The organism is Butyrivibrio sp. AE2015 (assembly GCF_000420825.1).
GTDB lineage: Bacteria > Bacillota > Clostridia > Lachnospirales > Lachnospiraceae > Butyrivibrio.
Genome location: NZ_ATVR01000039.1, coordinates 1 through 21,453, shown reverse-complemented (window position 1 = coordinate 21,453; position 21,453 = coordinate 1). Strand labels below are relative to the sequence as shown.

26 protein-coding genes are annotated in these 21,453 nt (G+C 40.1%); 1 reads left to right on the top strand and 25 read right to left on the bottom strand.

Translation table 11 applies throughout. From position 1 onward, the window contains the following. Position 1: 1 nt before the first annotated feature. The 22 genes from G585_RS0114355 to G585_RS0114250 form a co-directional block, all read right to left on the bottom strand. Positions 2 to 724: a LytR/AlgR family response regulator transcription factor gene (locus tag G585_RS0114355; RefSeq protein WP_022775928.1), complete on the bottom strand. Its 723-nt coding sequence runs from the start codon at positions 722 to 724 to the stop codon at positions 2 to 4. Further along, positions 717 to 1,250: a hypothetical protein gene (locus tag G585_RS0114350; RefSeq protein ID WP_026664021.1), complete on the bottom strand. Its 534-nt coding sequence runs from the start codon at positions 1,248 to 1,250 to the stop codon at positions 717 to 719. The genes G585_RS0114355 and G585_RS0114350 overlap by 8 nt, the downstream gene beginning before the upstream one ends. Further along, the gene (locus G585_RS0114345) at positions 1,247 to 3,622 is read right to left on the bottom strand and encodes a glycoside hydrolase family 2 TIM barrel-domain containing protein (protein WP_022775925.1); all 2,376 of its coding nucleotides are present in this window, start codon (positions 3,620 to 3,622) and stop codon (positions 1,247 to 1,249) included. The genes G585_RS0114350 and G585_RS0114345 overlap by 4 nt, the downstream gene beginning before the upstream one ends. Before the next feature lies 1 nt (position 3,623). Continuing rightward, the gene (locus G585_RS0114340) at positions 3,624 to 4,019 is read right to left on the bottom strand and encodes a hypothetical protein (protein ID WP_022775924.1); all 396 of its coding nucleotides are present in this window, start codon (positions 4,017 to 4,019) and stop codon (positions 3,624 to 3,626) included. 11 nt (positions 4,020 to 4,030) lie between these two features. Further along, positions 4,031 to 7,021, bottom strand: coding sequence for a glycoside hydrolase family 3 protein (locus G585_RS0114335; protein WP_022775923.1), 2,991 nt, complete (start codon positions 7,019 to 7,021; stop codon positions 4,031 to 4,033). Between the two features lie 180 nt (positions 7,022 to 7,201). Next, positions 7,202 to 7,885 carry a hypothetical protein gene (locus G585_RS0114330; protein ID WP_155827843.1) on the bottom strand — a complete coding sequence of 228 codons (684 nt, stop codon included), beginning with the start codon at positions 7,883 to 7,885 and terminating at the stop codon, positions 7,202 to 7,204. Positions 7,886 to 7,915: 30 nt separating this feature from the next. After that, complete coding sequence (locus G585_RS0114325; protein ID WP_022775920.1) at positions 7,916 to 8,386, bottom strand: nucleotidyltransferase domain-containing protein; 471 nt, start codon at positions 8,384 to 8,386, stop codon at positions 7,916 to 7,918. Positions 8,387 to 8,551: 165 nt separating this feature from the next. Further along, positions 8,552 to 8,770, bottom strand: coding sequence for a hypothetical protein (locus G585_RS0114320; RefSeq protein ID WP_022775919.1), 219 nt, complete (start codon positions 8,768 to 8,770; stop codon positions 8,552 to 8,554). 160 nt (positions 8,771 to 8,930) lie between these two features. After that, positions 8,931 to 9,503 (bottom strand): hypothetical protein, encoded by a 573-nt coding sequence (locus G585_RS0114315; protein ID WP_022775917.1) that lies wholly within the window; start codon positions 9,501 to 9,503, stop codon positions 8,931 to 8,933. 63 nt (positions 9,504 to 9,566) lie between these two features. Then, positions 9,567 to 9,971: a (deoxy)nucleoside triphosphate pyrophosphohydrolase gene (locus G585_RS0114310; protein WP_022775915.1), complete on the bottom strand. Its 405-nt coding sequence runs from the start codon at positions 9,969 to 9,971 to the stop codon at positions 9,567 to 9,569. Between the two features lie 11 nt (positions 9,972 to 9,982). Continuing rightward, the gene (locus tag G585_RS19935; protein WP_022775914.1) at positions 9,983 to 10,465 is read right to left on the bottom strand and encodes a hypothetical protein; all 483 of its coding nucleotides are present in this window, start codon (positions 10,463 to 10,465) and stop codon (positions 9,983 to 9,985) included. Then, positions 10,462 to 11,112, bottom strand: a complete 651-nt coding sequence (locus G585_RS0114300) for a class I SAM-dependent methyltransferase (RefSeq protein ID WP_022775912.1) — start codon at positions 11,110 to 11,112, stop codon at positions 10,462 to 10,464. The genes G585_RS19935 and G585_RS0114300 overlap by 4 nt, the downstream gene beginning before the upstream one ends. Before the next feature lie 141 nt (positions 11,113 to 11,253). Then, entirely contained in the window at positions 11,254 to 11,961 is a 708-nt protein-coding gene (locus G585_RS0114295; protein ID WP_022775911.1) for a hypothetical protein, read from the bottom strand. 424 nt (positions 11,962 to 12,385) lie between these two features. Beyond that, on the bottom strand, positions 12,386 to 13,165 hold the full coding sequence (locus tag G585_RS18285; RefSeq protein ID WP_022775909.1) for an AlkZ-related protein: 780 nt from the start codon (positions 13,163 to 13,165) through the stop codon (positions 12,386 to 12,388). Further along, positions 13,155 to 13,607, bottom strand: coding sequence for a GNAT family N-acetyltransferase (locus G585_RS0114285; RefSeq protein WP_022775907.1), 453 nt, complete (start codon positions 13,605 to 13,607; stop codon positions 13,155 to 13,157). The genes G585_RS18285 and G585_RS0114285 overlap by 11 nt, the downstream gene beginning before the upstream one ends. 19 nt (positions 13,608 to 13,626) lie before the next feature. Next, positions 13,627 to 14,298, bottom strand: coding sequence for a DNA alkylation repair protein (locus tag G585_RS0114280; protein WP_026664018.1), 672 nt, complete (start codon positions 14,296 to 14,298; stop codon positions 13,627 to 13,629). Between the two features lie 152 nt (positions 14,299 to 14,450). Beyond that, on the bottom strand, positions 14,451 to 14,591 hold the full coding sequence (locus G585_RS19930) for a hypothetical protein (protein WP_022775903.1): 141 nt from the start codon (positions 14,589 to 14,591) through the stop codon (positions 14,451 to 14,453). A 32-nt stretch (positions 14,592 to 14,623) separates the two neighbouring features. Next, positions 14,624 to 14,842, bottom strand: a complete 219-nt coding sequence (locus G585_RS19925; protein WP_022775901.1) for a hypothetical protein — start codon at positions 14,840 to 14,842, stop codon at positions 14,624 to 14,626. 99 nt (positions 14,843 to 14,941) lie between these two features. Then, positions 14,942 to 15,202: a cation:dicarboxylate symporter family transporter gene (locus tag G585_RS19920; RefSeq protein WP_242829995.1), complete on the bottom strand. Its 261-nt coding sequence runs from the start codon at positions 15,200 to 15,202 to the stop codon at positions 14,942 to 14,944. Next, positions 15,126 to 15,725 (bottom strand): cation:dicarboxylate symporter family transporter, encoded by a 600-nt coding sequence (locus G585_RS0114260; protein WP_022775898.1) that lies wholly within the window; start codon positions 15,723 to 15,725, stop codon positions 15,126 to 15,128. The genes G585_RS19920 and G585_RS0114260 overlap by 77 nt, the downstream gene beginning before the upstream one ends. A gap of 114 nt (positions 15,726 to 15,839) precedes the next feature. Then, complete coding sequence (locus G585_RS19145; RefSeq protein ID WP_022775896.1) at positions 15,840 to 16,958, bottom strand: helix-turn-helix domain-containing protein; 1,119 nt, start codon at positions 16,956 to 16,958, stop codon at positions 15,840 to 15,842. A gap of 26 nt (positions 16,959 to 16,984) precedes the next feature. Continuing rightward, entirely contained in the window at positions 16,985 to 18,331 is a 1,347-nt protein-coding gene (locus tag G585_RS0114250; RefSeq protein ID WP_022775894.1) for an MFS transporter, read from the bottom strand. Between the two features lie 161 nt (positions 18,332 to 18,492). Between G585_RS0114250 and G585_RS0114245 the strand changes: the two genes are divergently transcribed. After that, a complete protein-coding gene (locus tag G585_RS0114245) occupies positions 18,493 to 19,035 on the top strand; it encodes a hypothetical protein (RefSeq protein ID WP_022775893.1) in 543 nt (180 codons plus the stop codon). A 16-nt stretch (positions 19,036 to 19,051) separates the two neighbouring features. Here G585_RS0114245 and G585_RS0114240 read toward each other — a convergent pair whose 3' ends face one another. The 3 genes from G585_RS0114240 to G585_RS19755 all read right to left on the bottom strand — a co-directional run. After that, entirely contained in the window at positions 19,052 to 19,528 is a 477-nt protein-coding gene (locus G585_RS0114240) for a pyridoxamine 5'-phosphate oxidase family protein (RefSeq protein WP_022775891.1), read from the bottom strand. 26 nt (positions 19,529 to 19,554) lie between these two features. Then, positions 19,555 to 20,745 carry an ATP-binding protein gene (locus G585_RS0114235; protein WP_022775890.1) on the bottom strand — a complete coding sequence of 397 codons (1,191 nt, stop codon included), beginning with the start codon at positions 20,743 to 20,745 and terminating at the stop codon, positions 19,555 to 19,557. A 255-nt stretch (positions 20,746 to 21,000) separates the two neighbouring features. After that, positions 21,001 to 21,453 (bottom strand): TetR-like C-terminal domain-containing protein (locus G585_RS19755; protein ID WP_022775888.1); only part of this gene is annotated, 453 nt, incomplete at its 5' end.

The following is a 21,453-nucleotide window of genomic DNA, read 5'->3' as shown; positions in this document are numbered from 1 at the left end:
TTCACAAAATCTTACCTCCCATGTATTCAGCAATTGCCTGCAAGAACTCCCTCTTTTTGGGACGGCTTATCTTAAGTCTGTCTCCGCCTACAATTACATCATCTTTATCCACACCACTTACATATTTAAGGTTGATCAGATAGCAGTTGTTGCACCTCTTAAAGGGCAGTTCTGATATCTTGACCTCTATCTCTTTTAGCGTGCCTTTTTGTTTGTAAACCTGATTGGTAGTGTGATAGTAAATATAGTGACCGTTCACCTCTATATAGTAGAGGTCGTCACTTGAGATCATGACAAAGCCATGTTCTGTCTGAACTTTAAAGCTCTCTGACCTGTGCCCCTGATAAAAACCAAGAGCGTTCCTCATCTTCATGGCAAAATCACCGTAATTGACAGGTTTTACTATGAAGTCAAAAGCCCTGACCTCATAGCCTTTGATAGCCATTTGAGCCAGATTAGTAATAAAGATGATAATGACATCAGAATCGACCTGCCTTATCTTTTTGGCAAGTTCAATTCCATTGTCACTATCATCTTCTGTGTTAAGCTCAATGTCGAGACAGAGCATCGCATAGCTCTTGTCATATCCGAACAGGAAAGAGTCCCTGTCTGAGAATGTGACAACAGTCAGGTCGATCCCTATCTCTCCACCAAGTCTTGTAAACATATCTGATAATTTTTGCTGTTCATTAAGATCGTCATCTACAACAGCGATTTTAATCACGTTCTACCTCTGGAAAAATAATCTTATAAACAGGGAAATATATCACCATCTGCACACCGCCATTTATAACAGTTATGAGAATGTTATAAATAGCAGGCTCAAGGAACTGCTTACAGATAGGAACATAGATAGACATCAGCACGCTGCACACTACCGTTATTGCAACGAATGCTATGACATACCACATTGCCTGATACCAAACATTTCCGTGAGACTTAAAGGTAACATTTCTCTGCATTGGGAAATTGACGCATTGAGCAATAAACAAAGTGATCGCAAAGGCTGCAAAATATCCCATTCCACCAGTTTCATCTCCGGTTACCGGATAATTAAATATGTACGTATCTACTATACCCAATTTTACCCTAAAAAGCTGACAAGGTATACTACACCAGTCTGTGTTGTTATTAATTATTGTGGGCAAAAAAGTGAGCAGTAAATACTGAAGCAGTGTAACCAAAAGAGAAAAGAGATAAAACTTAACAAACTGAAATAGTAACTTCTTTATCTTTTCTCTATTCATCATCTTACCTCTACAGTGGCCGCCGCTGTCAGATTCTTATTAAGTGAAACTGCATTTATCACCATATTTCCTTTACTTACAGGTCTTATTACAGCAAGCGCTTCACCGTAGTATGTGTCGCATACATCATCCAGATAGCTGCCCTCATAATACGGGCAGGCGCTGCCAAGGCCAATAAGCTCTCCGCCGGTTACGCTGACCTTAATGTGATCTCTTTCAAGAGGCTTTAACTCTCCCGCCTGATCTGTAAATTTAAGTCGAACGTAAGCAAGATCGCCGTCACTATTTATTGCTGTAAGCTCAGGCTCTGCTACTAACTGGGTCTTTTCCCCTGCAGTTAAAAGAGCTGTTGTAGCAATTACTTTACCATTTTCAGCAAATGCCACAGCCTTAAGTTCACCCGGCATATAAGTAACATCAAACACTACTCTGCAATCATTTTGGGTTCTCTTTTTACCAATTGTCTTACCGTTTAATAAAAGCTCTATTTCATATGCGCGGGCATAGACTTCTACCTTGGTCTTCTTATTCTCGCATCCTTCCCATGACCAGCTGGCCATGGCATTTGTCATCTTCCATGCAGATGGAGAATGCTTTTGATCAGCATATTTTACAGGGATAACACCTATTGCAATGTCCTTTAGTCCAAAGGCTACGCGAGTGTAATCAGCTTCAGAGAGAGATTTACCTGTAAGATCAACTCTTCCGGAACCCGCTGCTACCCAGCCTTTACCGTGGCCAAAATCCGGTGCATAGTCCTGATATTCCCAGCTACCGACGCCTACTTCTCCAAGGTAATCCATACCTGACCAGACGAAGTCGCCTATTATCCTGGGCTCATCTGCAGCAAGCTCCATGAACCTGTATGCATCGCTGCAAAATGTCTCACTTCCCAGTATCAATCGTTCAGGATATTTCTTTAGATCATGGACATATCTGTTGATTCCATAGTTGTACCCTGCAAAATCCATTCTTGCAAAGGCGTCTCTAGTCAGTACATCGCAAGGATACAGAGTTGCTCCAAACTTCATGAAATCTGCACCAAGGATTCCGGCAAGGTTATTAAAAAACTCGCTTCCAACTGCCTTCTTTTTTTTGACATTCTTAACTTCCTGCTCTGCCTTTTTATCAGAGTAAATGCCAAGTCCCATTGAACTTAAGAAGTTAAAAAAGATATTGATTCCACATGATACTGGTCTTGAAGGATCAAGTTCATGAAGATAGTCAGTCATGTTGCCGCACAGCTCGATACCCCTTGCCTGAGCCGTCTCTGCAACTTCGTTACCGGTTGAATACATGATAACGCTTGGGTGATTGTAATCCTTATCTACAAGGGCCTTTAAGTCTGTTCTGTAGTTCTTTTCAACTGATGTGGCATAGTCGTATCTGGTCTTGTGGATATACCAGGCATCGACGTACTCATCCATCATAAGGACGCCCATTTCATCGCATGCTCTAAGAATAGCCTCAGAGCAAGGATTGTGAGCACTACGCACTGCATTATAACCGTTTTCCTTCATGAGTCTGATCTTTCTGTAATCAGAGAACTCATGTCCTGCTGCTCCGAGGATACCGTTATCATGATGAATGCATGCGCCTCTGAGTATCACTCTTTTTCCATTGATGGCAAAGCCTTTTTTAGCATTAAATTCAAGGGTTCTGATTCCGATACGCTCAGTTCTGACATCATCACCAAAGCTCACCTTAAGGTCATAAAGCTTGGGATTTTCGGGGCTCCATAGTTCTGCGCCCGGAAGCTCCATGGTGATTTCAGCTACACCATCGGCGTTAGTTATTTCTTTTACCTCTGTATCAAGTTCTGCTATGGCGCATGTCACCTGGCCTTCAGAGTTTGTACTAACCGCTACCTTTATCACGGGAGGATCTATTGACAGGGTATCAACCTTAATTCCGTTTATGAGAATATGCTTCTGTGGCATCTGGTATAGCCATACAGGCCTGTAGATACCGGTTCCTGTATACCATCTGCTGTTAGGCTGGTCAGTATTAATAGCTTCCACAAGAATAGTGTTGTCCTCACCATATTTCAGAAGCTTTGTCACATCCACATAAAATCCGGTGTAACCATAGTCCTTATAAGCAGCTTTGATGCCATTTACATATACAGTTGCCTTGTGGTAGACACCTTCGAAATACAGAACTGTGATCTGATCTGCCCATTCCTTTGGAGCCAAAAGAGTCTTTTCAAAAGAGTAATCCTGTGGCACATACCATCCAAGATTTACTCCTGTGACGCTTTCGTCATCCTTTTCATCCAAAAGCATCGCATCATAGGGAAGAGTTACATCAATTGCGGTATCTCTTTTCCCTGTAACAAAACATTTCCAGTTGTCATTTAAGCATATTCTCTTCATATTAAACTTCTCTTCTTAAAAATCCACTAATTATTGTAAGTAATACTCCAATGCCCATAACAATTGCTATAGACACTATGTTTCCGACCTGGGTTGCATCTCCGAACATATTTATGCCCTGAAATGCATCTACGAATGATCCGACCTGATCAGCCAGATGTCTGAAGACCGCAAATGAATAGCAAGCTGTTGCAGCTACAATCAAAAGGTCCTCGTCCCTGATCATTACAATAACATTTAATACAATTCCTATTACAAGTGCAGCTACCACCAGAGAGTTTGTGGCATTATGAGCAGGAGCCCATGCCAGGTATCTGACAAGTGATATAACTGCAACAATAAGCGCCAGCACTACGGCACAAAAGCCATATGATTTTTTTGCTAAAAAATTCTTCATATTCGTCCACCTCATTCCTTAACAATCTCAATTACAGTTCTGCGTTTCTTCAGATCCATGAATATAAATAAAATGTCAAGTGCAGCAAATACCACGATCAAAGCAATCATAAGTGGCTGCCACCAAGGTGTTACAGATACGATTTTGGAATCAACGCTGTATCCGTTCATAACACTGCTGTTTGCAACTGTATAGAGATAATCATGTGCTGACTTTCTAACAAGTGCCAGAAGGTCTCCATCATCAGTGTCTGTAATCTGTTTTGCTATAGTTGTTCCAACTGAACCGGAGAAATCAAGGCAGAACTGATCTACACCGGCGGCAACTGCACTTGTAAGGTGCCACTTATATGTACCCTCGGCACCGGCTACAGCGTCAGTTTCCTGCTGTCCAACAAATCCCCATTCATTCTCGATTACCTGGCTACAAAGTGCCGTACTCTCTGAGCACCATACAAGGCCAAGTCTGTTAAAGCCGTGCATAAGAGCTTTTCCACCGGCTGCTGCTATGGCTCCTTCTGCTGCTCTTAGAGATGTCTCTCTAAATGCCTGTTCGTTAAAGAATACTGCGATTCCTTCTCTGTTATTTTCCTGATCATTACCAACTACGTGCTTGGCACCAGCCTGAACGCCTCTTTCTTCCATAGCAACAACTTCAGGAATAGCACAGAGATAACTCATAACTGCATCTTCTGAATAGTATTCAAAGTTTCTGCCACCAAATGGTGTTCTGTGGATGTTAATTCCAGGCATCCAGTCTTCTTCCATTCCTAGATACATACACTCATTGGCCATGAGCTTGCCTCTGTTGTACATAAGGTCTTTATTGAATGTAGAAGCAAGAACTATTTCTGTTGGGAAGCATGTATCCTGCACACTTGTTCCGTACTTGCTCTCATTGTATGTACCACCGACACCATCAGGTCCATCACCTGCAACAATGGCCGGCTTACCGACAGATGCGATCTCAGATGTACCAAAGTTATCTGACAGAAGGCTTGTAAGCTCAGATATTGTAAACTGGTTCAAATATGTATCCCATGCCTCATCGTCATAATCAAGCCCGATAAGTGCAGCAAGCGGCATTCCTATGTTATCGCCCTGGGTGAAATCAGCTACAGTAAGTGCATCTTCACTCTTTTCATAATATTCACCTGCAAGGAGCTCGATCATCTCATCATTAAGTGTGAGCTGTGTAGCAGCTGTTGGATATGTAGCTTCCCAGTCGTTTCTTGACAGATAAGTAACTGCGCCTTCCTGCCAGTAATTAGGATCAGCTTCTTCGAACTGATTTGTAACAACTTCATCTGTGTACTGTGAAGTTCTATAGGTTTCTGTATCTAATTCTTCGCTCCATGTGTATACATTAGCTGCATTTCCTGTTACTTGCTGACCATTTTCATCAGTAAGCATTTCTGCACCCTTTGCTGCAAGAACGTTATTAAGGGCATCATGTGCATTATCACCGATTACGATATAATAATCGCCTTCGCTCATGATATATCCTTTTGCATTTGTGTAATCGTAGCTTGCAAGCAGGTACTTATCACAAGTAATGCTAAGTGTCTGTGACTGACCCGGTTCAAGTGAATCTGTCTTTCCAAAGTCGAGCAGCTGGATAGCAGATTTTTCTACCAGATTCTTTTTCTCATAATCTCCGTAAGGAGTCTGAACATATATCTGTACAGAAGTCTTACCGGCGTCGTCACCTGTATTTTTCACAGTTACATTAACTGTTATTTCATCTCCATTTATTGTTACGCTATCAAGTGTCTTTTCAAAAGTAGTATATGAAAGTCCATATCCGAATGGGTATGTAACTTCTGCGGCATAGTTCCAATCTTTTCCAAAAGATGAACCTGCAGATGAAGTTGCGTTGCCCTGTCCGAGAACGCTGTCTTCATATCTTGTCTCGTAGTACTTGTATCCAACATAAATGCCTTCTGCCTGAACTGTTGAATAAGATATTCCGGCATCGTCATCATCTATAGCTGCAAGTACTTCATCAAGATTAGCCCATGTCTGGTTATTGAAACTTCCGTTTACAACTGCGGGTGCTGAAAGTGAATTAGCAGCATATGTATCTGTAAGTGATCCTGATGGATTGATGCTGCCGTTCAGTATCTGTGCAACTGCTTCAAATCCTCTTTGTCCAGGCTCACCAATCCAGAGACATGCATCAACTCCATATTCATCGAGCCACTCAAGCTCCATGGGATTGCCACTGTTTATCAGCACGATCACCTTATTGAATACGCCAGATTCTTTTATCATATTCAGAAGGTCTTTTTCCTCCTGATGAAGTGCTAACTGGCTGATTCCTTCAAAGCTGTCCTCAAGAGCCAGCTCCATTCCCTCTCCGCCTTCTCTTGCAAGCATTACGATCGCAACATCGCTGTAATCTGCAAATGAAGCCTTAAGATCATCTGTATAAAAAGAGATGTCTTCTTCGCCCATTGATAATACGCTTGTAGTATTAGTTAAAAAGTCATATTTGCCGGTTCCTCTTTCTGTTGAGGACTGAACATATGCATTATAAAGTGTGTCATTGATCTCAAATCCCTGCTCTGAAAGGGCTGTGTACAGATCAATACCCTCTGATGTTTCATAAGCCTTTGAACCTGCAGATGCGCTCTTGTATAAAGGCTGCGCAACTGCGTGTCCAAAAAGAGTTACTTTTGTTTCGTCAGATGAGAGTGGAAGCGCGTTGTTATCATTTTTTAATAAAACTGCTCCCTCTGCCTCTTCCTGAACCGCCTCATCGTAAGTCTCCCGGATAAGTGTCTGAAGATTCTCAGAATTTAATTCACCATAATCACTTTCAAAATAAGTTGTATCTTCTGATGTATCGCCATCATTTACAACCTTACTGGTAGTAATCCCCAAAGCCTGATTAACTGTACCCGAATACCCCAACATACAGTTAAATCCAACGCTTGACAGTACCAGACAGCATGTACTGACAGATGCCAAACCAGTCCATAACTTGGAATGTTTACTCATTTTTTACATACCTCCATAAATACATAAAATACTTCCTGTGGCCAACATTATCTGATTTTGAAGGCAGTAACAATAGGTTGTTCACAACCTGTAATTCATGGTTCATAAACTGTTTGGTTGTATTGGAAATTATGTATGCTACACATTATGAGGCATGGGGAGGGGGGTGATTGTTAGTCCTTACCTTGATTTAAGGGATTCAATTCTTTTTCCAATCTCTTTATCAGAAGTAAGATCATAAACCATTCTATAGCAATCAAGCGCCTGGTCTTTGTCTCCGCCTTCTGCCGCTTCCTCTGCTGCCTTGTACAAAAGTGCAAGGGTTACAGGGTTAGCCTCTGTCGGAATTTGGTTATCCTTAAGAATCTTCTGAATCTGAGACAGGTCTTTCTTTGCAACTTTCTTACCTACAGCCTTCTCCAGGAATTCCAGTTCAGCATCAGCCTGTTGGGATTCGCCAAAATATTTGCTATAGAGATAACATGCTGCAGATACTTCCGGCTTGTATTTTTCCAGGTAATACCATCCAAGGTTTCTGTAATAAGCTGCAAGCTCAGCCCTTGTGCAGCAGTAATTATAAGATTCTGTGGTGTAGGAATATTCACCATCTGCATCTCCAAGTTGCTTACAACACAAGATAATTCCAAGGATTGTTTCCATGTCCACAGGGTTCTCAAGGTGTGCACCAAGCCATTCCTGCTGGGCCCCAGAATAATTTCCTGCAAGCAACTGTTCTTTTGCCTTCTCCTTGTGAGGTGTCAATGTATCCTCATTGGATATCTCATATTCATCATCTCCCAAACAGTAATACTCATATAAAAACACTTCCGAAATATGCCTAAGGCAAACTTTTAGTTTACTCATCTTTTCTTTTCCCTATAATATAATCGATCATTAATAAATTCTAATACCATCCCTTAATATTTCATTGGTAAGTTCAAGGTTATCTTTAAGCTGATCAAGATTAAGAACATCAACCTTCTTATGCAAAGCTAGTCGGAGTTTTTCAACTAATCCATAGAACTTAATTCCCTTAACATCAGCTGAAATAAGAAAATCCAAATCACTGGATTCATTTGCTTTTCCTTTTGCATAAGAACCAAACAAAATACAATAATGTACAGGATACTCATCAAATACTTTTTTACATTTTTCTCTGATAAAATCCATATCCAATATTCCATGTTCCTCATCAATAGGGTTAAAAGCCTTGAGTTTATCCAGGATGTATTCATATTTAATGGTGTTTTCCTTATTTTTATCATTTTCGTATGATTTATATGATCTAAGGGAAATACCCACTAAATCTGCCACTTGCTGCTGCGTAAGCTTTTTTTCTAATCGCAATTCTTTAACCTCGCTCATTTTGCACCTCATCAAAAATTTAAACGCGTTCTTTGCACTTTATATATTATATAGTGCAATATTTGCACTATAATGTCAAGCGCAAGTGCATATATTGCACCTACCCTTCATGAGTGAGGCAAAACTCGTCATTTCTTTTAGAAGGATTATTCTACTTTTTCCTCTTTAGTATTCCTTTTTTACCTCTGTTACTTTGTACATTTTCTTGAACATTTCCAAATCCTTAGCATCTCTGATCAACATTACCTCAGTGAAATGACCATCTTCTTTACTCTTAAAACCTGCTACCTGCTCACCGGTGCAGATACTACACTTAATTACGGCTATCTGTTTTTCAGAGTCATAAGGTACGGAATTAGTTTTTGGAATCCTAAACTTACTCATTTTCAAATCCTCACTGGTATTGTTCTGTATCATGTTCTGTAGAAAAGCATAACACAATAGAAATTGTTTTGGGCATGTATAATGCGGAAGCATTCGTAATAAAGAAAACCCGTATCATATGATACGGGCCATTCATTATTTAAATATAGGGAGCTTCCTATTATGCGCAAACCTGGGCTACAACGACTTGAGCACCGCTAACTTGAATGTCGAGAAGCAAACCGGAATCTGCGCAGTCTTTCAAGTACTGTGCAAACTCTTCTTTTGTCACGTCCTCAGGGCCGTCTTCGCCGCCGACCATCTGGAAGACTGTCTGATCAGTAATGATGAATGCTGCTTCATCTACATCATTCATTCCTACAGGATCCTGAGCTTTGTCATTTCTAAAATTGGTAACGCCTTTTACCGTAAGAATATCATCTTCGATATATGCCTCGTATATGATTGCCTGAAGAACCCCGGATTCGTCCGGTTCTCCTGCGCTATCTTTATCTGAAGCTCTTAAATATCCGCTCATCCAATATGTGCCCTCATCGGCTAATGCTTCAGTAAAGCTGGTTGAAGCTGTATCAGTTTCAGTTTCAGGCACAGGCACAGACACTGATTCTGTAACGCTTTCGATGGCTTCTGCAGAAACTGCTGTTGCTGCTCCGGCATCGGCGTTTTCTGTCTTTCCACACCCTAATAGTGTTGCACAAATAGCTACTGTCAATAAAAGTGATACTTTTTTCATCTTTCTCCTCCTCGTATAAAAAATAACAACATATTGATTATACCCTAGAAAAAGTACCATATTCTACTTGCTTATTCTTTTCTTGATCTCATCTATCAATGTAATATCAGCCGGAAGCCATTTTACTGAATCAATGGTATCTACATCAAGCCACTTGGCATCCTCTGCTTCTTTTAACACTAGATTGCCCGATATCAGACTGCACCAGTAGCAACGCATGGACAGGTGAAACTCCGGGTAATCATATTCGATTGTGCTTATATACTCATCAACGCTGATTTCAGAATCAAGTTCTTCCCTGATTTCCCTTGCCACAGCATCTTCAGGGTTCTCTCCAGGCTCAACCTTGCCTCCTGGAAACTCCCACCAGCCTTTATAATCTCCATAGCCCCTCGCTGTGGCAAAGACTCTTTTGCCGTCTCTGATCAGCGCAGCAACTACATTTATTGTCTTTCTTGAAGTATCCATAACTGCCTCTTTTATCTAGTAATTGGTCCTCGGGGACGGGGTTTGTGGTCCATGGACCACAAACCCCGTCCCCGAGGACCATTACTTTTGGTAAAGCTTGTGAGAAGTGGAACCACCAGCTTGGATTGGAGCCACGCACCAAACTTCCCGCACTGATCAAGGTCAGGGCTTCCAAATATTGCATGATCAATATGTACATTTCTTCTTTGTACCAGCTGTCCCACAAAGCTGGATCCAAGAGATGAGCCTATCGCACCATCAATCTTACCACCATGTTTTTCTATAATGTAGTCCTCAATTTTTTTGGTCACGGTTATCATATCCGGAAAGATTTCATTTCCCCCATCGAACCCATCATAGTTAACGCAAATAAGGTGATATTTCTCAGACAACTGTGGCAAAACATTTGCAAAATTGGTCTGATAGTCACAGCATGTACCTGGCAGTAACATGAGCTTTTTCCCCATCTCAAGTCCAATTTCATCAAATTTCATTCTGCTATCTCCTTCCTTGCCACCAGATGCATCCTGAATTTCCTAGCCGCTTCCAACTTCTCGACATATAGTCCGCAACTATCGCAAAAAGCCCTGATCTGCTCAAGTGAATATGCCCCAACATCACCATGACCTACCAAATTTGCAAGCGGCATCTCCGTGTGATTCATGAGCCATAAAATAGGAGCCGGCGCTGTATAGTCTTGAAGAATGAGTCTTCCGCCTGGCCTTAATACTCTCTTTACATTGTCAAAGAACTTCTGCGGATTTGGATAATGATGAAAACTGTTTGTGCATATGATCACATCAAAAGACTCATCCTCAAAGGGCAGCGCTTCACAATCCCCAACTATCCACTCAGTTCCCTTAAGATTCTTACTTTTGGCAACCTCTATCATCTTAGGAGTAATATCCAGTCCTACGTAATGCCTGGAACTATCCTTGTCATGCAAAAGAGATATCATTGGTCCTGTCCCGCATCCACAATCCAGCAAATCCCGATATTCAATGTGTGAAAGCTCTGCTTCAATATATGGGTAATCATCCTTGCACATCTCATAGATACCTGCGTGATCTGTTTCATATACTTCCGCAGCTTTAGTAAATTCATTGATAGTAAGTTTCTTATATTGCTCTGCTGTTTTCATTATAAATGCCCCCATCTTATGTCAATTGTGTAAACCATCCTAATCAATGATACACCATTATGTTAGCTTTCTATAACTACTTTTTCTTTTCCCCTCTTATAAACTGGAAGTTTAATCGCTCTACAAATATGAAGTTATTGGCTAACGTACCGCTGTCATATACCTGCTATAAAGATCTGAGCAATGTTTTGCTAATTGTAAGTATAAGCCTTTAATCTGTTCATTCTTAGAGCATAGTAGGTAGTCTTCATCCTTCACAATCTTAATCCATGGAGTGGCAGCAACATAATCCCATATTGAATCATTAGTCCTCTGCGATAAATGCTCCAAAATTCCCTGCATGACACTTAAATAATTACCACCATCTTCTCTTGCTTCACACAGTTTATCTATTTCAGTTTTAAAACTAACTAGAGATCTAGCTATGAATGATCCTGTATTATCATCATCACCAATATACCCTCCAAACGGAGTATGCCATTTTACATCAGCATGATCACTCGTCACACTCGCCCGAAAGATAGATTCCTTAAATAAATAATGTAATTCATGATAGTATTTGTCTGTAGAATAATATAAATCAAATGAATCATATAAAATATGTTTGCATATCTGAGCGTTTATCGAAGTATCTGTAATATCTGTCTTTGACAACCAAAATGTGCAGTAATTATCAGACAGCCCTTCTATAAAAACCTTGTCTTCATCATAGTAAAAATTTATTCTTCTATTACACGGATTCGGCTTATAATTAACCCTAACAACAGGTTCAGAAATTAACATATTTAAATATCCAATATCAATAGCATCTGGATTATTGTTAAGTTTCTTACGTTTAAATAACTTCATTTTCTTTACTCCCCTGATCTTAAATCTCCCCTCAGGACTTTGCTCCGGATACAGCTTAACCAGCTGCATATCACCAGAAGACACCGCTGCCAACTGCAACTGGTCAGATTGTTCTTTTTCCTCAGTTCCTTACTCTTTTCTTGTACGGATAAGATTACAGGCTGTACGCCATCTTATCCGTATTTCCTGTGGGATTAGAGCTGTCTACTGACCGTTTGTACGGATAAAATGGCATATTATTAGCATTTTTATCCGTACTTCGCATGACAAAAGAGCTTTTTTCTGCGCCATCGTACGGATAAGATGACACATTATCAGCATTCTTATCCGTACTTCACATGGCAAATGAGCTTTTTTCTGCACCATCGTACGGATAAGATGGCATATTATCAGCATTCTTATCCGTACACTCATAGGAAACACCCTATTGTCTTGCCTTTTTCTTCACAGGCTCTTTCCTCTCACCAGCCTTAATTCCGATGACACCGCGTATCTGCTCTGGTGTAGTAATAGGATAAATATCCATGATATGTTTCGCTATCCTTTTAGCAGATTCAGTCGGAGACTCGGAATATGCAGATCTCACATAGTCAAATCCCCATAGATGCTCAGGAGTAGCAAATATAGCTATTGGCCAGCCGTAGGCTTCACCCTTCTTATTCTTTCGCTGTCTGAAGTCACGAACACACAGATACATTTGCATCTGTAAGCTTGTCATTATGCCATCAAAGCCCTTCGCACCATCTTTTCCAAAACCGGCTTTCTCCTTGAGCTCATTGGAATAGTATTCCTCATCAATATGCTCCTCGGAAAAGAGATCCATTATCTTCTTCTGCCTGGCAGAAGCCTTCCCATCTTCGTAGAGTGCATCAAAATCATATCCATCCCTTCGGTAATTCACAAAGTACGGCAGCCACTCTTTGGATATAAATCCTGCCTTTTTCTCAAAGAACTTGCCATAAGCGACCTCGCCGCTCCTTGCAATAAGCTCACGCCACTCCCATGGATCCACTTTTGGATCGCCGCACCACCAGTACTCTGGCACAGTTCTTTCTTCCAGTGAGAATCCCGGAATGCTGTTCTTGAAAAGTGGCAAAAAGCCTATCTCGTTTATGTAGTTTATCGCATCCTGCACTGTATGCAGGCATTCGGGATCGTCCCACTCCACGCCATACATGATCCAGGTTCCGTTTTCATTTCCCATTGATTCTCTCCATCTTCACGTGAGGAATTCCGTCCTCCATAAAGGGCTCTGATACTACCTCAAATCCCTCTTTTTCATAATATCCAATAGCATATTGCTGAGCTTCAAGATAGATCTTTTTTGCCTTAAAGTGCTCTGTTGCGATCCTGACACCCTCATGAAGCATCTGGCCGCCTATTCCTTTGCCGTGCTCTAGTGTTACCACCCTGCCAATCTGCGCTACGCCTGCTGCCTCGTCATGATCTTTCCAAAATACTCTGAGGCACCCTGCAACTCTGCCGTTTTCATTCCAGCAAAAAACATGAATTGCGTCCTGGTCCTTATCATCTAGATCCTGATAGATGCATTCCTGCTCTGTGACAAAAATCTCAAATCTTGTTTTTAATATCTCGTATAGCTCTGTAGTGCTGAGTTCGTTAAAGTGCTTAACCAAAAAATCCATATATTCAATCCACCCGTTTTTATCTGAATGTTTTTAAATACTCTTTATGTTCATCGGTTACCCGGTAGCTTTCAACTGCCTTTTGGATAGCCTTCTTCAGCACCCAGTTATCAAGCTTTTTCTCTTCAATGTATTTAACACTTTCGTCATAGCGCTTTGCGAGAGCTGTCGCAAAGTACCAGGCGACCATCATTTTAAGATAATAGTCTTCACCCCTCTTTGAGGCCACCAATTCCAGGTATTCCTCCTTAAAGTCATCTTCCAGGAACTCATTCATCAGCATGCGAATGCCGAAACGTGCAGTATATACGTGGTCTGAAGCTATCCACTTTTTGATATAAGGAAGGAGCTTTTCATGATTCTTCTTAAAGCATTTCGGTGTCGCCTGATCCGATACCGGCCAGCAGTCGACATAAGGAAGGAACTCGTCCACCGCCTTAACACATTCATCGAAGTTCTTTATCATTGCTATCAAAAAGAAATGAACCAGATTCTCTTCGTAGTATTTATGCGGAAGCTCTTTTAGAAATGCATCTCTTTCGTCGCTATTGAAAACCTCTTTTGCGATCCTTCTCATATCCGGAGTTCTTACACCTATCATGACCTCCGAAGACATGTTAGGAACAAGCTTTATTTGAAATTCCCTGTATTCCTTATCCTGTGAGTTTAGTAGTCTCTCGTATACTGTCATCAGAATTCTCCTTGTTTCATTAAGTGCTTTATCAGAAAATGCATCATCGGAAGGGGGTTCTCGCACGATATTTATAATCTTACATGTTACGTTCCATGCTCCCCACGCTCTGATTTCATGCCTCTTCCTCCCAGTAGCATTTATCCATTTTTTCACTTTCCATTATTAAGTGTAGCATTCATGCTTCCAAGTCGATAGCCCTTCATATCAATAGTAACAAACTTGAATCCTAAATCTGTAAATCTTTTATAGACTGATTCTCTTATGTCATCCACATTAGAACCCTCTGCCATAAATGATATCCCATTTTCATCCGCAATTCTTTTCACTTCTGTGAAAATACCATGTTTACAAAAATAACATCGGTCTGGTCCGTTATGCCTATAACCGTCTTCACTAAGAGGGTTAACTCTGCAAATAAAAGTGAAGAATCTACCCCTCCGGAGAAACCAACTGCAAGTGATCCAAGGCTCTCTATGTATGTTTCTAATTTTTTCAGCTTATTTAAAAGCTCTTCATTTAAATCATCTTTGTTTATTTTCATTCTTAGCTCCAATTTACGTTCTGTATACACAAACCAAGCAGTCATAATCCTATATGAGAATTATGACTGCCCAGCTTCCTTCATTCATTTATTTCGTTTTTAAGCCGCAGATGCTTCTTTTGATTCAAGCGATTTTTCTGCCACCTTTCCGTTATATACTTCATGATCAAGAAGTCCTTCTGTCTCAGCTGTAAGCACAGTTGCTGTTGCAGCACCAACTACATTCGTTGCAGTTCTTGCCATATCTACGATTGATGAGATAGGTGAGAAAAGAACTATCAGCTCAACCGGAAGTCCTGCTGCCGTGAAAAGAGCTGTTGCTGTAATCGTAGCTATTCCGGGAACTCCTATTGTAAGCAAGTGCGATCACAAGGCCAAATATAAGGATAGGTACAACGGTGTTGCTTCCCCACTCATTGATGATGTTCTTAGGGAAAAGGCCTACGATTGCCTCTACTGCAGTCGGAACCTCTTTTGCCTCTGTAGCTTCGACTGTATACTGGAAGCCTTTTCCAAGCCCCAGCAAAAGAGCTGCTGCAAGTGTGAGAACTGCTGCTGTAAATGTATTCAGGAGCAGGAAAAGAACTGACTTAAGCCCTACCTTATGAAGCTTAACCTGATCTCCAAGATTTGTGATACTTGATATTACACTGAACAACAGAAGTGGAACCACAAATGCCTGAAGCGCATTCACATACACTGTTCCAAAAGCTGCCACATACTTGTAATTCTCTTTAAATATGAGTCCGATGATAACACCAAAAGCTGTAGCAATGAGTGTCCTTATGCCAAAATCTACATGTTTTCTTTTAAGGAAGTATAATACTCCAAATAATGCAAGTGCTGTTATAAGTGCACCAATTTCTAATACATTTATTTCCATGATGATCCTCCTCCATTTGTTTCCTGTTGAAGCTAATCATAACGGAGCTCAGTCATCCTGGCTAATACATGATCATTATTGTCAGCGATAAGCTTAGACTATAACACCACCAATTCATCCCTCTTTTACGCTATTCCAGTATTCAAGCGCTGCTTCCATCTTTTTTATAACCTTAGGAGGCAGCACCTTAGGTCCCATATTAAAGAGATTATCAATTCCTGCCACAGCACCTACACCAAATTCATCATATAGAGAAATGTGATAGTCTTTACTTCCATGCCAGAATTTGATCTTTCCGGCAAAATCATTTGAAGGATTTTTGTCGTACTGCTTTGCTATTTCTAAGGCTGTATCAATGCAGGTTTTCATTTCATCATCCTTTTTGAGACAGGAAAGAACCAATGACTTAAAGACAAGCCCCATGATCTTCATCTTGGAAAGATAGCTGTTCTTGCTCATGTCAGTACTGGTAGCATCTACTATAGTTATATACCAGTCCATAATCTCACAAGCTTCCTTGTAAGCCTTTGTATCATCCTTGGAAACCAGCACCATAAACATTTCTGTAGAAAACTGCAAAGTCTTGACCAGAATGGAGACCAGAACTCTTGTGTAAGTCTCCATTGCTTCCTCAGGCCTGCCCGTCATTCTAAGAATATTGGCTATATTTGTATCTGCAATTCCAAGATAATTAATCTTTTCAAACTCCTTAAGAGATTCCTCAGGGTTATCACGACCTTTTAATGTCGCGATGCGATATTTAATGCTAAAGGTTTCCTGATCCGGTTTGTCACTCTGTGAAATGTAGCGAAGAGACGACTCATAAAGTTCTATTGCTTTGTCCCGGTAATCCTTCAAATCTTTTACCCCTGAAACAATATGATATGCATCTGCACAGCTTGTGAGAATCTTAAAGTTACCCGGATATCTAACCAGCGCTTTTTCTGCCTCAGCAATAGCCTCGTCATATTTATCCTCATGTAAAAGAGCATCCAGCCTGTCAGAAATGTCTTTGACATTCTTGGATGACATGCTATAGCCCAGAAGCACGTCGACAGATATGCTAAAAAAGTCTGCAAGCTGCATAAGAGTTAGAATATCCGGCACATTACTGCCGCTTTCCCATTTAGATACAGCTCCAACAGTAACTCCAAAGGCTTCTGCCAGTTCTTCCTGGGTCAGATTCATGCTCTTTCGGTACTTCTTTATGTTTTCATTAAGCTTTATCTGCATTGCAAACTCCTTTAATGAAAGAATTTTTATCCTAAACTTGCTGATACTTTCTCATCTTTTATTCCAAGGGAGCCTTCCTCAATCTCCATCTGTGGCTTTGCAAAGACTAAGATTGCAAGAATAGCTATTGCAAAAATCACGCAGAATACAAGAATTGCTCCTGTGCTGACCTTAGTCACAACTGCGCTTAAAAGAAGTGAACCCACAGGCATACATGCTGTTCCGCAAGCGCCCATTACTGCGGCTGCTCTTGCAATATATTTTGGATCAGCATTTTTCATAAACTGGATATTGATCGTACCGCCTATGATTGAAGCTGCCACCATCATGACAAAAAATGAAGCTGCTACGTCCACATAACAAGCAATATTATTTCCAACAAAAACTCCACCGCAGGCCATTCCAAGCATTCCTGCTCCGAGAAGGGAGGTTCCAAGCATGATCATCTTAAGTGGTGAAAGCTTCTGTGAAAGAACCGGTACGAGTGCGGATCCTGCAATACCTCCGATTGCAGCAAATGCACCTGCAATACTAAGGATTTCTCCGCCCATTTTAAAAATCTCGCTGGCAATTGGTGCCTGAAGTGCATTTATTGGAATAAGCATAAAATTAAGGGCAACTGCAAGTAAGCCATAATTGCAGATAACGCGTGAACTTGCCACATATCTAAATCCATCCAGAAAAAATTCAATTTTACTCTGCTCTTTTTTATTCTCTTTTTCTCCAGCCTCGGATGTTGTCTTGGATGCTTCATTCTGTGCTGCCTCAGTAATTGCTACTCTCCCAGCCTTCATTGCACTGATAAGCACCGCTGCAACTCCAAAAGTTACTACATCAATCATCATTGCTGTAGTAACGCCTGCTGTTGCAATGATTACGCCGGCAGCACCTGTACCTGCCAGTGATGCAGCACTCGAAAGCATGGAATTAAGACTCATTCCGCAGGTCATATGCTCTTTCTTTACCACCTGGATTGTAAATGCTGAAGTTGCAGGAAGATTAAAGGATTCCACTGTCGTGATGACCACAGTAAAGATTGCCATAACCAGTGCATTCACCAGGCCTGCTCTATATAGAAGTGCAAACAATGTAATAATGACTGCCCTAAGAAGATGTGTTGCTATAATCACATGTTTCTTGTTCATCTTCTCAACAATAGCTCCGGCAAAGGGCTGAACCACCACATTTGGAAGTGTATTAAGTGCAAAAACTATTGCTGACCATGCTGCGCTGTGTGTAATCTGATAAACCAGCCATGTAAAAGCGATTGCATCTACAGAATCGCCAAATCGGTTGATAACCGTAGCCAAAATCAGTTTTCTATATTCACGTTCCTTAATGATTTCCCCATACATTTTCTTGTTCTGTTCCATATTTGAAGCCTCCATACTTGTTTTCATGACTTCATTCTACATGGAACTTACACAAACTATAATACACTTATTGTACTAGTTATAAAATAAAAACTTTCCATTACGGAAAGTTCTTCTTTTGCCCACTGGTATGAGGTAAGTGATATATTTTATTTGTATACTTGTTTACGTTTTGTGATTTAAAATATAATCATTTTGATAGAACTCTTCAATCAACAATTGCCATCTTAAGATTATTCATCATAAGAGCAGACAGAAAATATACTGAAAGCAACGGCCTTCGCGGAGAGTATAAAACTTACAGATTCTGTGGAATCCAGCTTCTTGTTCTAAACATATTTCTTTGCTTCATAACAGTGATGGCCTCAAGACTTGAAGGCACAATTGATTATCCAGGTCTTCTGATATTTGGTATGGCCTTTTACTCTTTTTATGCAACAATCGCAACAGCCGTAAATGCTGTAAAGTATAGATGTCATACTCATCCAATGTTTACCGCAGCCAGGATTTCCAGCTTCACGGCAGCTCTTGTCTCCATGCTTTCTCTTGAGATTGCAATGACAGCCCGCTTTGGTGCAGAAGATATCAGTTTCAGAAAGCAGATGACCGCACTTACAGGCTTTGGAGTATGCACTATCGTATTGATAATGGCAGTCTCTATGATCATAAAGTCAAGCACCTGGTTTAAACAAAACCACAACTGAACTGCCTACGTCTGTATTAAGACTCATTAACCAGTTTCCCTGTCATATGTTCAGGAATGAGTTCGAGGCACTGTACTCTCGTCAGTGCATTTTTCAATTCCTTTTGTAAATACTCTTCATCATCTGTGAACTTCTTTGTGAGATGGGTGCATATCTTTATTGCAGTATCCTCATCCTCTACAAGCTTGATTCTGCCAAATACAATTACGCTGTTGATATTTAAAGCCCAATCGCCGTCCTTTCGGTAGCCTTCATCCCATGTACAGAAACTGGCTTTGTCGCAGGCCTTGATTGCATCAATCTTGTGACCTTCCTTAGCACCATGAAAATAAATCTTCCCATCCTCTTCACAGTACCACTGGTCAATTGGTAAACCATATGGATAACCATCTTCACCAATCAGGGATAGTACTCCGCGCTTTGCATTTTTCAATACTTCAATGCACTGTTCATCTGTAATCTGTTGTTTAAATCTTCTCATCTTTCTAAACATAGTAACCTCAATCCTTCTGTTGCGATTTATCTCATTAACCAATTAGTTAAATCTAATACTTTTATTCCTTCAATGTCATAGTCATCATGCTTTGTATTCGCTATCAAAATCTTAGGATATGCATCTTTTATCGCTCTTAGTGGAGACAACTCTCTTTCCAATGTATCTGAATCAGAAATATTATCTGATACTTGGATATACAGCTTCTCATTTTGTTTCATAGCTACAAAATCTATCTCCTTCTGATACAACTTGCCAACATAAATCTCGTAACCCCTCCTGAGTAATTCTAATGCAACTATATTTTCATATGCTCGACCATAATCCATATTTCTTGTTCCAAGCATTGCATATCTAAATCCTAAATCACTAAGATAGTATTTATCTGATGTTTCTAAATACTTTTTCCCACGAATGTCGTATCGTTTTACTTTATAGAACATAAATGCACTGCAGAGATACTTCATATAATTTCCTATTGTTATATGATTCGTCTCAACTTTATTTTGCTTAAAAACATTACTAATCTTACTAGCAGATGTCAGATTGGAAATATTGTCCATCATATAATCTGTTAATGAATCCAAAAGTGCCTCTTCCTTAATTCCATACTTGTCTACAAGATCACGTTTTATAATTGTAGTGTAAACATCCTTTATATATGATGCCCGATCCTCTTTTTCGCTGTATACGTATGCCCCAGACAGCCCCCCATTCATAACATATGAATCCAATATATTTGCTGTATTAGAATCATATCCATAGTACTCACAATATTCAGCAAAACTAAATGGATAAACTGGAATTTCTATAAATCTCCCAGTAAATAAAGTCGATAAATCTGAGCTTAACAAAAATGCATTGGAACCTGTAATATAGATATCGTATTTTCGGCTGTTATATAAACTATTGATAGCAAGCTCAAATTTTTCACACATTTGAACTTCATCTACAATAATGACATTTGTTTTACCATCAATGTATTGTCCTTCGCAGAAATTATAGAGTTCCTTATATGTTTTTAAATCATCGAATCTTAAATCTGCAAAATCAACGTATATTATATTTGTATCTCCGTTTGTGCGTATCCATTCCATATATGCTCGCACCAATTCAGATTTTCCAGAACGTCTCAAGCCTGTTATTATCTTTATATCAGGAGTATTCTTTAATCGAATGAGTCTATCCAAATATTTTTTTCTTTCAATAATCTTCATACAGGTCTCACTTTCAAAACTTTAATTATTTTTCACTTTTGAAAACATTGTATCATTCGCTTTCAAAACTTACAATATTTTTCTTTTTTGAAAGCAAACAAAAAAGCAGCTACCTCGATTAAGATAACTGCTATGTAACGTTCAATATTCAATTAGGTCTACAAACTCCGATATGCTTTGAGCTTGAAGTCATTAAAGGGAAATGAGCACATAAAAAGTGTTGATTTGTAAATTCGATATAGTGTTTTTACTGCGTCATGGCTTGATGATACACTTCTGTATGACGCTTATGATCTCATCTTTTGACTCGATGCATCCACCTCGTACCCACTCAGTGACAACTCCGATAATGCCCTTAAGATAAAAGACCATGATAAGTGGCTGTTCTTTTTGGGGAACTCCAAACCTTGTAAGAATGGGGCCAAATATAGTTTTAAACCAGGTTTCATAGGTCTTTTCAGCGCCCATCATCTCGTTCTTTTCATACATCAGGTAAAAGAGCTTGCGGTTCTCTTCCACAAAATCCAGATATGGCATCAGATACTTTGGTGTTACAAGGAACAACTCATCCTCATTTTTTTCATCAATATCAAGTGCTCCAGGCCCCTCAGCACCAAAACGCCCAAAGAAATCTTTATACACGGCCTCCACAGTTTCCTGAAGAAGATCATTTACATTATCATAGTGAAGATAAAAGGTGGATCTGTT